The sequence below is a fragment of the Kitasatospora sp. YST-16 genome, from assembly GCF_026802215.1.
Taxonomy (GTDB): Bacteria; Actinomycetota; Actinomycetes; order Streptomycetales; family Streptomycetaceae; genus Kitasatospora; species Kitasatospora cineracea.
Genome location: NZ_CP113837.1, coordinates 2,796,178 through 2,810,396 on the forward strand (window position 1 = coordinate 2,796,178; position 14,219 = coordinate 2,810,396).

The window sequence follows — 14,219 nt, forward strand, 5'->3', positions numbered from 1 at the left end:
CTGCGTGTGCGCTCCCAGGATGCAGGACGAACGGAGGGGCCGGGTAGTTGCCGGTCCCGGCGGGGGAAGGGGTGGCGTACCGCCGAACGGGGGATGTCCGGGTAAAGGAATGATCATAGGGTCACGTCAGGCACACCCTCGGCCACCGCTCCCCCGTGCAGGAACCCGTCGGAAGAATCCGTCCGGACCGCCGTCGACAAGGAGACCACCCGCCATGGAGGCGACCACTCCGCCGCCCGCCGTCTCGATCCGCGACCTGTGGAAGCGCTTCGGTGCGCAGACCGCCGTCGCCGGGCTCAGCCTCGACCTGCCCGCCGGGTCGTTCATCGGCCTGGTCGGCCCGAACGGGGCCGGCAAGACCACCACGCTGTCGATGGCCACCGGACTGCTGCGGCCCGACCGGGGGACGGTGCTGGTGCACGGCGCGGACGTCTGGCAGGACCCGGTCGCGGTGAAGGCGCGGATCGGCATCCTGCCCGAGGGGCTGCGGATGTTCGAGCGGCTCAGCGGACGCGAACTGCTGCGCTTCAACGGCCGGTTGCGCGGCCTGGACGGCGCGGAGACCGACCGGCGGGCCGAGGAGCTGCTGGCGGTGCTCGACCTGACCGGCGCCGCCGACAAGCTGGTCGCCGACTACTCCACCGGCATGCGCAAGAAGATCGGCCTGGCCGCCGCGCTGCTGCACAACCCGGACGTGCTGTTCCTGGACGAGCCGTTCGAGGGCGTCGACCCGGTCTCCGCGCAGACCATCCGCGGCGTGCTGACCCGGTACGCGGCCTCCGGGTCGACGGTGGTGTTCTCCAGCCACGTGATGGAGCTGGTCGAGTCGCTGTGCGACTGGGTCGCCGTGGTGAACGCCGGGCAGGTGGTCGCCGCCGGGCCCATCGACCGGGTGCGCGGCGGGACTTCGCTGCACCAGGCGTTCCTCGGGCTGGTCGGCGTCCGCGCGGACGACGGGCAGGCGCTCGGCTGGCTGGGCGGGGGCCACCGTTGACCACCGCCGACGCCCCCGCCTCCTCCACCTCCTCCACCGCCTCCGTCACCGCCGACGACCGGGCGGTCGTCCGCACCCTCGTCGCCCTGAAGCTCCGGCTGCTGCGCAACGGGCTGCGGCGCAGCCCCGGGCTGGCCGCCGGGTACCTGATCGGGCTGCTGATCGGGCTGCTGTTCGGCCTGTCCGCGGCCTTCGGGCTGGCCGTGCTGCACGGCCGGACGGGGGCGGCGGACGCGGCCGCGGTGCTGGTCGCCGGGCTGACCGGGTGCTGGGCGGCGATGCCGCTGTTCTTCTTCTCCAGCGACGAGAGCGCCGACCCGACCCGGCTGACCATGCTGCCGCTGCGGCCCGCCGTGCTGCTGCGCGGCACCCTGCTGGGCGGGCTGGTCGGGCCGGGGCCGCTGATCAACCTGCTGCTGCTGACCGGCGCCGCGGTCGCCGCCGGGCGGGGCGCGGCCTCGGCGGCGGTGGCGGTGCTCGCGGTGCCGCTGACCCTGCTGGTGCTGGTCGCGCTGATCCGGGCGATCGGGGCGGCCAACGCCCGGATGCTGTCCAGCCGGCGCGGCAAGGACTTCGCCGTCTTCGGCGGCCTGCTGTTCGCGGTGCTGGCGCAGGGCGGCAACCTCGCCCTGCAGAGCTCGCTGAACGGCTCCGGCCGGGGCGTCGACCTGTCGGTGCTGCACCCGTACGCCTCGGTGGTGCGGTGGCTGCCGCCGGTCGCGGCGATCGACGCGGTGCGCTCGGCCGGGGAGGGCGCGTACGCCGTCGCGGCCGGGCAGCTGCTGCTGACCGCGGCCCTGCTGGCGGTGCTGCTGCGCTGGTGGCTGCGCAGCCTGCGGGAGCTGATGGTGAGCGGCGACTCCTCGACGCTGCTGGAGAGTTCGCCCGCCGCGGCGGCCCGGGCGGCGGGCCTGTGGCGGCTGCTGCCCGCGGGCCGGGTCGGCACCGTCGCCCAGCGGCAGCTGCGGTACGCCTGGCGGGAGCCGCGGGCGAAGGCCGCGGTGTTCACCGGCATCGGGATGACCGCGGTGTTCGCGGCGCTGTCGGTGGTGCAGGGCTGGAGCTCGGTGTACGTGATCGCCATCGGCGGCCTGATGCTCGGCCTGCAGTCCGGCAACCTGTTCGGCATGGACGGCTCCGGGTTCTGGATGATCGCGGCCACCCTGTCCACCCGGCGGGACGCCCGGGACGAACTGCGCGGCCGGGCCTTGGCCGTGGCGGCGTACGGCGTGCCGGTCCTGGTGCTGTTCGGCCCGCCGGTGGCCGCCCTCACCGGCGACTGGACCGGTCTGGCCCCCGCCCTCGGGCTGTCCCTGGCCGTGCTGGGCACCGCGATCGGCCTGGGCTGCCTGCTCAGCGTGCACGCGCCGTACGCGCTGCCCGCCGACGGCAACCCGATGCGCAACGCGGCGCCCGGGCAGAACGGCGCGGTGATGCTCAACGCGTTCGGCTCGATGATCGGCGTGGCGCTGCTCTGCCTGCCCTTCGGAGCCCTGCTCGGCTTCCTGCTGCTCGGCCACCACCCCGCCTGGCCGGTGCTGCCGGTCGGCGCGCTGTACGGGGCGGGCGCGGCCCTGCTGGGCATCCGGCTGGCCTCGGGACGGCTGCTGGCGCGGGCGCCGGAGATCCTCGCCAAGGTCGTCGAGCGGTGACCGGCGGGACCGGCGGCGCGGGCTGAGGGCCGGACGGGCGGGCGGGCCCGCTCCGGCATCATGGAGGGCGTCCCCTCCCCCGGGGTCCCCCGTCCCCCGCAGGAAGCAGGAACCGCCGTGGCCAGCACCGATCAGCCCGTGGACGAGCTGGTGGCGGAGGCGGTGGCCCGGGTGGCGGGTGCGCAGCCCGGGGGTCTGGAGTACGTGGTGGACGGGGCGGCGTCGCTGCTGGCGGCCTCCGCGGACCGGTGGCCGGGGGTGAGCCGGGCGCTGCTGGGAGCGGCCGAGCGGGCGGTGGGCCGCTGCTGGGCGGCCGGCTGGCAGCCCGCCGACCTGGTGCGGGTGGCCCGGCGGGAGCTGGGCCCGGTGCAGGTCGCGCTGGCGGTGGACCTGATCGCGGCGGAGGGCCGGCGGCACCCGGTGGCGGCGCTGGACCGGCGCTGGCAGGAGCAGCTGCGGGAGTTGGACGCCCGGCCGTGGTGGCCGTCGGACGAGGCGTTCCTGCCGGAGTTCGCGGCCCGGCACCGGCTGGACCGGTTCGCGCTGGCCACGGCGGCGCTGGAGCTGCTGCGGGCCTGGGCGCTGCTGCCGCCGGTCCAGCCGGTGGGCCCGGTGCCCGGGCGGTCCGCGCCGCGGGCGAGCGAGCCCCGGTCGGGCGAGCCGCGGATGCTGGGCCGGATCCGGGCGCTGCTGGCGAAGGCCGAGTCGACCGGGTTCCCGGACGAGGCGGAGGCGCTGACCGCGAAGGCGCAGGAGCTGATGGCCCGGCACTCGATCGACGAGGCGCTGCTGGCGGCGGGCGGCGGCCGGTCGGCGGACGGCCCGGCGGCGGTGCGGATCGGCGTGGACAACCCGTACGAGGGCCCGAAGACGATGCTGCTGGACGCGGTGGCGGCGGCGAACCGGTGCCGGGTGGTGTGGGCGAAGGAGTTCGGGTTCTGCACGGTGGTCGGCTTCGACGCCGACCTGGACGCGGTGGAGCTGCTGTACACCTCGCTGCTGGTGCAGGCCACGGCGGCGATGCACCGGGCGGGCAGCCGCAAGCACAAGGACGGCGCGGCCCGCACCAAGGCGTTCCGGCAGTCCTTCCTGGTGGCGTACGCGGCGCGGATCCGGGAGCGGCTGGCCGAGGCCACCGAGCGGGCCACCGAGGAGGCCGTGGCGGGCCGCCCGGACGGTGCCGGGAGCGGCGCCGGGGACGGTGCCGGGCCGGACGGCGGGCCGCTGCCGGCCGTCCCGGCCGGGGGCCTGCTGCCGGTACTGGCGGCCCGGGCGGAGGCCGTCGACGACGCGGTGGGCAAGATGTTCCCCAAACTGGTGTCGCAGCGCGTGCGGGTGAGCGACGGCGAGGGCTGGGTCGAGGGCCGGGCCGCCGCCGACCGCGCCTCCCTGCACCGCGGCTCGGGGCGCATCGAGCGCTGACCGGCCGGCGGCACCCGACCGAGGGGGAAAGAGCGATGGACTTCACGGACCGGGTACGGGGCGCGCTGCTCGGCGGCGCGCTGGGCGACGCGCTGGGCTGGCCGATCGAGTTCCAGCGGCTGGACCAGATCCGGGCCCGGTTCGGGCCGGACGGCCTGACCGACCTGGCGGACGCCGGGCTCGGCGGGCAGGTCACCGACGACACCCAGATGACCCTGTTCACCGCGGAGGGCCTGCTGCGCGGCGGCCGCCCGGAGGACCTGCACGCCGCGTACCGGCGCTGGTTCCTCACCCAGCGGCTGCCCGAGCCGGGGCCGAACCCGGACGGCTGGCTGGCCGCCCAGGACTTCCTGTACGCCTCCCGGGCCCCCGGCAACGCCTGCACCACCGGGGTGGCCACCGGCTACCGGCCCGCCGCCCCGTTCGGCCAGGACGGGCCGGTCAACCCCGGTTCCAAGGGCTGCGGGACGGTGATGCGCTCGGCCCCGTTCGGCCTGTTCGGGCTGGGCCCGCAGGAGGCGTTCCGGCAGGCCGCGGTGGCCGCCCAGCTCACCCACGGCCACCCCACCGGCTACCTCGCGGCGGGCGCGTTCGCCGCCCTGGTCGCCCGGGTCGCCGCCGGGGAGCCGCTGCGCGCGGCGATCGACGCGGTCCTGGCCCAGGTCGACGCGCAGTACCTGGGGCAGGAGACCGGCGACGCGCTGCGCCGGGCCGTCCGGATCGCCGACGAGGGCCCCGGCAGCGCGGAGGGCGTGGAGCGGGTCGGCCTCGGCTGGATCGCCGAGGAGTGCCTGGCCGTCGCCGTGTACGCGGCCCTGGCCGCCCCGGACGCCCGCACCGCCCTGGTGCTCTCCGTCAACCACTCCGGCGACAGCGACTCCACCGGCGCGGTCTGCGGCAACCTGGTCGGCGCCCTGCACGGCCTGTCCGGCCTGCCGGCCGACTGGTGCGCCCTGGTGGAGGGCCGCGACGTCGTCCTGCAGGTGGCCGACGACCTGGTCACCGCGGCCACCCACGGCGACCGGACGGCCCTGGCCGCGCGCTACCCGCAGGCGGCCGTCGCCGCGGCGGCCCCCGCCCCCGCGGCTCCCCGGCCGCCGTTGTCCTCCCGGCCGACCCGTCCGGGCGGACGCGGTTCCGGCAGCGCGACACCGGCCTCTGACGGGCCGTCCGTCCGGCGGTTCGGTCCCAGGTCCGGCGGTTCGGTCCCAGGTCCGGCGGTTCAGTCCCAGGTCCGGCGGTTCAGTCCCAGTGGGCGCCGAAGGACAGCAGGTCCTCGCGGTACTCGATCCGGTCGGTCCAGTCGGCCGGCCAGGCGTCCGCGCCGCGGTGGGCGCCGGCGAAGGCTCCGGCCAGGCAGGCCAGCGAGTCGGAGTCGCCGGAGGAGACGGCGGCGCGGCGGACGGCGGCGACCGGGTCGTCGGGGAACAGCAGGAAGCAGAGCAGCGCACTGGCGAAGGCCTCCTCGGCGACCCAGCCCGCGCCGGTGCGCTCGCACGGGTCGGCCTCGGGGTCGGCGGCGGCCAGTGCGGCGTCGAGCCGGTCGAGGGCGAGCAGGCACTCGTCCCAGCCGCGGGCGATGAACTCCTCCGGGGAGCCGAAGTGGTCCCGGGCGGAGAGGTCGCCGAGCCAGAACCCGTCGTAGCGGGTGCGCTGTTCGCGGGCGTGGGCGCGCAGCCGGGCGGGGAGTTCGGCGGGGTCGGCGCCTTGGGCGAGCCGGCGGACGGTGAAGGCGGTGAGTTCGCTGGCGGCCAGCGCGGTGGGGTGGCCGTGGGTGAGGCCGGACTGCAGCTGGGACGCGCCGGAGACCTGACGGTCCGTCAGCTCCCGGACCAGGCCGAGCGGGGCGACCCGCATGTTCGCGCCGCAGCCCTTGGAGCCGAGGTCACTGGCGGCCTGCCAGGGGCCGCCGGTGGAGAGCCGGGAGCAGGAGCGCAGGCAGGTCATGCCGGGGGCGCGGTCGTTGTCCGGGGAGCGCCACCAGTCCACGAACTCCGCGCGCAGCGGGAGTTCGAGGCGCTCGGGGGTGAGCGGGCCCTCGGCGAGGGCCGCGCGCAGGGCGCGGGCGAGGGCCAGGGTCATCTGGGTGTCGTCGGTGACCTGGGCCTTCTTCGGGAGCGGGAGCCGCCGCCAGTCGGGGCTGAGCAGCCCGATCTCGTCGAGGGTGAGGAACTCGGTGCGCTTGCCCAGCGCGTCGCCGATCGCCAGTCCCAGCATCGCGCCCGTCGCCCGTCGCATCGCGTGTTCCCCCTCAGGTCTCGACCAGCAGCTGCTCCAGTCCGCGGATCACGTAGCCGGGGCGCCAGTCGGGTTCGCGTTGCAGCGTCAGCCCGGGGGCCTTGCGGAGCAGTGCGCCGTAGGACTCGGTGAGTTCCATTCTGGCGAGCGGGGCGCCGAGGCAGAAGTGGATTCCGGCGCCGAAGGTGAGGTGCGGGTTGTCGGTGCGGCCGAGGTCGAGCCGCTCGGGGTCGGTGAAGCGGTCGGGGTCGTGGTTGGCGGAGCCGAACAGCAGGGCGACCTCGGCGCCGCGCGGGATGCGGGTGCCGGCCACCTCGATGTCGTCCAGCACCCAGCGTTCGAACATCTGCAGCGGGGTGTCGTACCGCATGAGTTCCTCGACGGCGGTGGGCAGCAGTTCGTCCACGGCGCCGCGCAGCCGGGCGAGTTCGCCGGGGTTGCGGAACAGGGCGAGCCAGCCGTTGCCGGTGGTGTTGACGGTGGCCTCGTGGCCGGCGTTGAGCAGCAGGACGCAGGTGGAGACCGTCTCCTGCTCGCTGAGCACCTGCCCGTCCTCGGCGGCCAGGGCCAGCGCGCTGATCAGGTCGGGGCCCGGGTCGGCGCGTCGGCGGCGGATCAACTCCCGCAGGTAGGCCGAGAATTCGAGGCTGGCGGTGACGGCGCGGTGGGCGGTCTGCTCGCTCGGGTGGAGTTCGAACATGCCGGTGATGTCGGCGGACCAGGGGCGCAGCAGGTGCCGGTCGGACTCCGGGACGCCCAGCATCTCGGCGATCACCGCGACCGGCAGCGGTTCGGCGACCTCGGCGATCAGGTCGCCGCCGCCGTCGGCGAGCAGGCCGTCGACGAGTTCGCCGGCCAGCCGCCGGACGGTGGGGCGCAGCGACTCGACCATCCGCGGGGTGAACGCCTTGGCGACCAGGCGGCGGATCCGGGTGTGGTCGGGGCCCTCCAGGTCGAGCAGGCCGTGGTCGTTGAGGGTGTGGAACGGCTCGTGCGCGGGGTCCGGCGCGGGCTGCCCGAACTCCTCGTGGGTGAACCGGTGGGTGTAGGTGCGGCCGAGCCGCCGGTCCCGCAGCAGCGCGTTGACGTCGGCATACTGGGAGACCAGCCACTGGCCGGTCGGCGCGTAGTGGTGGACGGGCGCCTGCTCGCGCAGCGCGGCGTACGCCGGGTAGGGGCGGGCCACGAACGCGGCCGACCACGGGTCGAAGGCGTCGATCGACATGGGGGTCCTCCCTGCTCGTCGGGCCGCCATGCTACGTCTCCGCCCCACCGCGCCCGCGGCTCACACCTCGGACAGGTCGCCGTCCACCAGCCGGGCCACCAGCTCGGGCAGCGCCTGCGAGATCGGCACCTGGATCACCTCGTGCGCGGCCCAGTCCCACGGCGTGGGCTCGCCGTTGACCACGATCAGCCGCGCGTCGTGCTCCAGCGCGATCCTCGGCAGCAGCGCCGCCGGGTGCACCTGCAGCGAGCTGCCGACCGCCAGGAACACCTGGCAGTTCCTGGCGATCGCGTCCGCCTGCTGCAGCACCCGCTCGTCCAGTGCCTCGCCGAACATCACGGTGCGCGGCCGCAGCACCCCGCCGCACTGCTCGCACGCCGGGTCGTCCTCGCCCGCGGCGACCCGTTCCAGCGCCGCCGCCATCGGGCCGGTCACCCGGCAGCGCACGCACTGCACCTCGGTGGCCGTCCCGTGCAGCTCGACCACCTTGCGGGCCGGGAGCCCGGCCGCCTGGTGCAGCCCGTCCACGTTCTGCGTCAGCACCCGCACCGGGACGCCGGCCCGTTCCAGGTCCACCAGCGCCCGGTGCCCGGCGTTCGGCTCGGCGCCGATCGCGCCCGCGTCCCGCCGCATCAGCCAGGACCGGCGCCGCACCTCGCCGCTCGCCAGGTACGGGCCGATCGTCACCAGGTCCTGCGCGCCCGGGTCCCGCTGCCAGAGCCCCTGCGGGCCCCGGTAGTCGGGGATCCCCGAGTCCGTGGAGATGCCCGCACCCGTCAACACCGCCACCAGCGGCCGCTTCCCAGTCATTCCCCGGACGGTACGGCCCGCAGCCCGCCGCGGCCACCGGTTATCACCGGCACGGACGGTGAGGCGCCGTCAGTCCTCGATGAACCGCACCACGGCCCGTTCGGTCCCGTCCCGTCCGATCTGGTAGCTGAGGTGCTCGCCCACCTCGCACCACAGCAGCGCCCTTCCGAGATCCGAGTTCGGTGAGATCCGCTGCGCCTCCGTGCTCGGCGCCGTCGAGATCGTGTACAGGACGGTCTCCGGGTCGCCCTCGTGCTCGACCCCGATCAGGCAGCCCGGCACCACCACTCCCACACCCGTCAACCGCTGGTCCGGCGTCACCTGGTCCAGGTATGTCCGCAGGAATGCCCGGCGTTCCTCGTCCCGCTGACGCGCCTCGTCCTGGGCCGCCCGCCGGGCTGCGAGCGCAGCACCGTCGACTGCCGGGCCCAGCTCGGCCGGTGAGGCGATCCGGTCCTCCAGAAAGGTCAGCTCGCGCTGCGCCCGGCGGTAGGAGTTCACCGACACCACCGTCACGGGGAAGACCGGGCGTTCCGACCGGCCCGGGACGTCGGCCGCCGGCACGGCGGGAGTGGGTGCGGGAGCCGCGGACGGGTCGGGCTCGAGGACGTGGAGCTCGTCGGCGCCGCCGGTGCTCTCGGTGGCCTCGCCGTCAGCTGCGTCCTCGAATCCGCCGGGTGAGATGCCGAGGCGGTCCAGTTCGGCCCACAACGGTTCCAGGGCACGTTCTGGATCGAGGAAGAACCGGCTGCCCCTGATCCGCACGAACGTCCAGCCGACGCGCTCGAGTTCGCGCTGCCGGGCCGCGTCGGCGTCGGCGTTCTCCTCGTTGTGGAAGGCGTCACCGTCGCACTCCACGGCGAGTCGCCGGGTGCCACCCTCCACCACCAGGTCGATCCGGTATCGGCCGGCGGGGTACTGCGGCCGGACCTGGTAGCCACGGCCGCGCAGCGCCAGGTAGACCCGCTGTTCGAAGAGGCTGTCGAAGTCCTCGTGCCGGACGTCAGGTCGGACGTCCTCGGGTCCGGGGCCCCTGCGCTCGTCAGCGGGGCGCAGGCAGTACTCCAGGTACTTGCGGCGCAGGTCGTTTGGGCCGAGGTCGGTGGCGGTCACGCTGTGGAACACCCAGACCTGGTCACGGGCCCGGGACGCGGCCACGTTGAGCCGCTGCTGCATGGCCTCGCTGGCGAACGGCCCGGGGCGGCGCGGCCCGTCATCGCCGGCCAGGCTGATCACCAGGCTGATGAAGACGATGTCGCGCTCGTCGCCCTGGAAGTCCTCGGCGTCGCCGATCCGGATCTTGCGCTGCTGGCGGACGTCGACCGGCAGCCGCTCGCTCAGCAGGTCTTCGATGAGCTGCTTCTGCCCGCTGCCGAGCATGGTGATCACGCCCATGGTGCGGCCCTGGTAGGCCGGGTCGGTGCAGCACCGGACCACCTGGTCGACCAGTTGCTCGGCCTCGGCCCGGTTGTACTGGCGCTGGCCGGTGCCGTCGACGTAGGCGCTGGGGACGTACGTGGTGCGGATCGGAGGCAGGCGGTCCGCACCGAACTGGCGCAGCGGCTGGAGCCTGCCGTGGTAGGAGAGCTCGTTGGAGAAGCCGATGATCTCCGGCATGCACCGGAAGTGTTCCTGGAGCATCAGGCGGCCCCGGCCACCGGCCAGACCGGTGGCGATGTCGAAGAAGCTCGCCATCGGACTGAACAGGTTGCGCCGGGATGCGGGGAGCGCCTCCAGCAGCCGGTTCTGCAGTTGGAAGCGCTGGTCCTGGTCGAGGCCGACGTTGGCGGGGCTGACCTGCTTGTCGTCACCGACCACGATGATCTTCTTGCCCAGCCAGGCCAGCAGTAGCGCCTCCGGGCCTGACTGGCTGGCCTCGTCGATGATGACCACGTCGAAACGGCCGGCCCGGTCCATCGGAACGGTCGCGGTGACCTGGTAGAGCGGCATGATCCAGGCGGGGACGGCGCCCTGGCACTCCTTCAGGCTCTCCATCGCCTGCACCCGGTAGCGGTGGGCGTGCTTGCCGGTGCCCTTCCCGAAACGGCTGACACTCTGCTGGTACGAGGCCAGGGCCACCGCCTCCCCGTCGGTCAGCCGTTCCAGGCAGCCGAACCAGGAGCGGTCGGCCGCGAGCTTTTCCAGCGCGATCCGGATGTCGCCATCCGCCTCGGCCAGCAGTTTGCGCTGCTTCTCCTCAGCCGCCGGATCGGTCAGTTCGCGCATCCGCTCGGACCAGGCCGACCAGGCCCAGGCCCGTTCGAACGCCCGGATCCGGTCCGTCCAGCGGTCGGCACCTGGGTCCTCCCCCAACTGCTGGGCCAGCTCCGGCAGGACGGCGGCGACCGGTTGCCGTGCGGCCTCGTAGCGGGCTTTGAGCTCCAGTGCGGTCCGCAGACCGGCCAGCGCATCGGAGTGCTCCCGGTACGCTTCGGCGGCGGATTCGCGCACCGCGCGCAGCAGCAGCCGGACCGGAGCAGCGGCGGTGTCGGCACGGTCGGCCCAGGCCACCAGGGCCTGCTCGGTGGCGGCCAGCCGGGCCTTCGGCGCCTCGGCCCCGCGCAGGGCCTCCCGGGCGGTGAGCAGCGCGCCGAGCGCCCGGCACTCCTCGTCCAGGTGCCAGGGCCGGACAGTCAGTTCCGGCACCGGGGCGAGGGCGTCGAGCAGCCCGGTGCGGGCCGCGACCAGAACCATCAGCCCGTCGAGGACGGCGGCGGCGGACTCCAGTCGGGCCAGCCTTCGGGTGAGCGCCTGCCAGGGGGCGGTGGCGTCCTCCCACTCCTGCTCGACGTCCTGCAGGTGCCGTTCCAGTTCGACCCGGGCGAGCACCTTGGTGGCGGCTTCCACGTTGTCGACGGCGAGCCCGTCGACCCGCACGGTCTCGGGGAAGTCCCCGACCGCCTTACGCAACTTCGGTTTGAGGCCGAGCGGGCCGCGCAGTTTCTCGCCCGCTGCCAGCCCGTCGCGCAGGGTGGTGGCCAACCGCAGCGCGGTGGCGACGTCGTGGGCCTCCAGTCCGTCCACCCGGCAGCCGTTCAGGGCAGCGGCCCGTTCCTTCGCCTGCTGCAGCGATTCCACCGTGGTCCGGTGCCGGCTGCGCAACTGCCACTGATCGCCGCCGAGCGCTTCGGCCCGCAGCGGTTCGGCCCACCCGGGAAGGGTCGCGGTAGCGGTTCGGGCGGCGGAGTACGTCTCGAGGGCGGCGGAGACCCGCTGCTGGGCGTCCGGCGCGAGTCGGGCGACGGGGCCGTCGAGGCGGTCCGTGAGGTCGTTGTGCCGTAGTGCCGCCAGCCCCTGCTCCGCTTTCTGCACCGCCCGCAGGTCCTGCTCGAAGGCGGCTGCCCCGAGGATCTCGCCCTCGGCGGGGAGCTCCGCCACCTCGTCGACCGCGACCCGGTGCTGCGGGGTGTAAGCCGCCGATGCCTCCCGCAGCGCTCGGACCTGGTCGGAGGTGACGCCCGGGCTGGCGGTCGGTACGGGTCCGAGCCACCCGAGTACGGGCTCCTCCGCGGCGAGCCGGTGGGCGATCTCCTGCAGGGTGCCCTGGTAGTCGCCGATCTCGACGGGGTGCTGGTACGTCTCCTGCTCGCGTATCGCCCGCAGTTCGGTCAGGGCCAGGGCCTGGGCTGTCCGGGCGCCTCGGAGCCGCTGTTCCAGGTTGTCGATCCGGCGCTGGTAGGCGCGGCGCTCGTAGCTTCCCTGGCGCTCCAGGATCGCCTGGATCGACCCTCGCAGTTCCTGCTGGGCGGCGAGTCCGTCGTCGGTGCGGCTGACACAGAGTTCACGGATGCTGGCAGGAAGCTTGTCCTTGAGGACCTTCAGCGCCCGAGCGGTGTGGCTGGTGATCAGCACGCGCTGCCCCTGCGCCAGCAGGTCGGTGACCAGGTTGGCGATGGTGTGGGTCTTGCCCGTCCCGGGCGGCCCCTGGACAACCACCAGTCGGCCGGCCCGCAGCCGTTCGGCGATGGTGCGCTGCTCCTCGTTGGACGGCAGCGCGAAGTACGTCTCCACCGGTCCGTCGGGGGTGGTGGAGGTGTGCTGCGGGTCCTGTCCGTTCCCGTCCTCGGTGTGTCCGGCGATGAACCGCAACAGATCGGTGGGCCCGGCCCCCTGCTCGATCGCCCGGGCGATGCCCTGCAGCGCGTCGATGTTGGTGCGGCGGCTGCGCTCCCGGAGCACCAGCGCGGGAGCGAAGCTGACCCGCGGTTCGACCGCCGACGAGGACCGGTGCTGAGCCTCCTGCCGCAGGTAGCGGCCGTTCTGATGGGCGGCTATCGCCCAGGCTTCGAGGGCCTGGTGGACGTATTCGATGTCGTTCTGCTCGGTGACGGCCCCCGCGTCCTCCAGGCTGCGGCGGATCACCTCCCGGGTGTCGCTGCGGACCTTCTGGTTCGCGTCGAGCATGCCCTCCTCGAGCACCAGACCCGGTGACTCGGGATCGGGGGTGAGCACCAGCCGCCCGGTGTGGACATCAAGGTCGAGGACGGCCCGACCGGTCAGCAGGTGGCGCCGGATCGGCTCCTCGCCCGCCGACCAGGTCAAGTAACCGAAGCAGAGCACCAGCTCGTAGCTCTCACCGAGCGCACTGGCATCCTCGTGGATCCGGTACAGGCTCTCGTACAACCGGCCGATCGGCCTGGTCGCACGCCGCCACTCCGCCCACTCGGCCCACAGTCCCGCCCAGACCTGGTACTCGGCCTCCACTTCGACACGGCGCGGAAAGCTCTCCAGCGCCACTGTCGTGACGACCCGCGTCTCCCCGTCGTCCGGACCGGTCTCCGTTCCGGGTAGCTCGGTTTCCGCCCGGAGCGCGGGCGGCCGTTCCCGATCGCAGTCCGCCGCCTCAGTGGCGTCCAGCCAGTCGGCGAGCAGGCCACCCGGTGCCGGCGCCTCACGGTGGGGAGGACGCTCCACTGCCAGCCAGCACGGCTCGTCGCCCGACAGCGGTGCGGCCAGGAAGCACTGCAACTCCGGTGTGCCGTAAGGCATGTCGGACAGCCACAGAACGTGCCGCGCCTGCTCCAGCGAGCGCACCGGTTTGACCCGACTCTCACCTGCCTCGGCGAGGTACCGGAAGATCTGACGCACCCTCAAGGCGTCGTCCGGTCCAGGAGCACTGCTTGCGACGGTGGACAACATGCCTCACTCGGGAGTCGACGGAGCGGGTTACCCCGAGCCTAGTGCCGCTCCCGCGTGCCCGTGGGCGGGCTTGGAGACAATGTGATGACGAAGTGTGCGTTCACTTCCCGGACGGTACGGCCCGCAGCCCGCCGCGGCCACCGGTTATCACCGGCCGGAACGCCAGCAGGTACAGCACCGCGCCGAGCGCCAACAGGTCCAGGGACGCCCCCATCGCCAGGGTGCCCAGCAGCACCAGCGCCGGGCTCCACCACGGGACGGTCCGGTGCAGCGCCAGCCGCACCAGCAGCGCGAGCAGGCCGACGTAGAGCAGCATCGGCACCACCGAGTACACCAGCGGCATCACCCCGGGCACCGACTGCACCCGGTCGAACAGCTCCGAGCGGGCCGCCCGGTCGGCCGAGACGGCGTTGGCGTACAGGTCGATGCCGGCCTGGGCGAGCCCCGCCGCGACCCCGGCGCAGCCGAGGCCGAGCCAGGTCCGGCCCCACGCCCCGGTGCGGCCGCCGAGCCGCCACAGTTCCACCAGCCCCGCTCCCAGCAGAGCCAGTCCGGCGAACAGCGCCAGGTGCCCCACCGTCCAGCCGACGCCCACTCCGCGCGAGCCCGGCAGCAGCCGCACCAGCCCGTACACCGCCAGCAGTCCCGTCGCCCAGCCCAGTGCCCGTCGTCCCGCCGCCATCGTCCCAACCGCCTTGTGAGAGTGCCTTCTTCCCGACACCTCAACCCTCCTCCGCCG

At 74.2% G+C, this 14,219-nt stretch carries 8 protein-coding genes and 1 pseudogene; 4 read left to right on the forward strand and 5 right to left on the reverse strand.

What is annotated here, in order from left to right; translation table 11 throughout:
- Window positions 1-214 precede the first annotated feature (214 nt).
- The 4 genes and pseudogenes from OU787_RS12630 to OU787_RS12645 all read left to right on the forward strand — a co-directional run.
- Window positions 215-994, forward strand: coding sequence for an ABC transporter ATP-binding protein (locus tag OU787_RS12630; protein WP_030457434.1), 780 nt, complete (start codon window positions 215-217; stop codon window positions 992-994).
- Window positions 991-2,646 (forward strand): transporter, encoded by a 1,656-nt coding sequence (locus OU787_RS12635; RefSeq protein ID WP_268659370.1) that lies wholly within the window; start codon window positions 991-993, stop codon window positions 2,644-2,646. Before OU787_RS12630 ends, OU787_RS12635 begins: the two co-directional genes overlap by 4 nt.
- A gap of 117 nt (window positions 2,647-2,763) precedes the next feature.
- A complete protein-coding gene (locus tag OU787_RS12640) occupies window positions 2,764-4,068 on the forward strand; it encodes a DUF2786 domain-containing protein (protein WP_030457436.1) in 1,305 nt (434 codons plus the stop codon).
- 35 nt (window positions 4,069-4,103) lie between these two features.
- Window positions 4,104-4,949: pseudogene (locus OU787_RS12645) on the forward strand (ADP-ribosylglycohydrolase family protein); the annotation flags it as partial.
- A gap of 361 nt (window positions 4,950-5,310) precedes the next feature.
- Here the strand turns inward: OU787_RS12645 and OU787_RS12650 are convergent.
- From OU787_RS12650 to OU787_RS12670, 5 genes are all read right to left on the reverse strand, one after another.
- Entirely contained in the window at window positions 5,311-6,306 is a 996-nt protein-coding gene (locus tag OU787_RS12650; protein WP_030457438.1) for an ADP-ribosylglycohydrolase family protein, read from the reverse strand.
- A 13-nt stretch (window positions 6,307-6,319) separates the two neighbouring features.
- Window positions 6,320-7,531: a cytochrome P450 gene (locus tag OU787_RS12655; protein ID WP_030457439.1), complete on the reverse strand. Its 1,212-nt coding sequence runs from the start codon at window positions 7,529-7,531 to the stop codon at window positions 6,320-6,322.
- A 60-nt stretch (window positions 7,532-7,591) separates the two neighbouring features.
- Entirely contained in the window at window positions 7,592-8,341 is a 750-nt protein-coding gene (locus OU787_RS12660) for an SIR2 family NAD-dependent protein deacylase (protein WP_030457440.1), read from the reverse strand.
- A gap of 69 nt (window positions 8,342-8,410) precedes the next feature.
- Entirely contained in the window at window positions 8,411-13,429 is a 5,019-nt protein-coding gene (locus tag OU787_RS12665) for an AAA domain-containing protein (protein WP_268659371.1), read from the reverse strand.
- 151 nt (window positions 13,430-13,580) lie between these two features.
- Window positions 13,581-14,162, reverse strand: a complete 582-nt coding sequence (locus OU787_RS12670; protein WP_268659372.1) for a hypothetical protein — start codon at window positions 14,160-14,162, stop codon at window positions 13,581-13,583.
- Window positions 14,163-14,219: the final 57 nt, after the last annotated feature.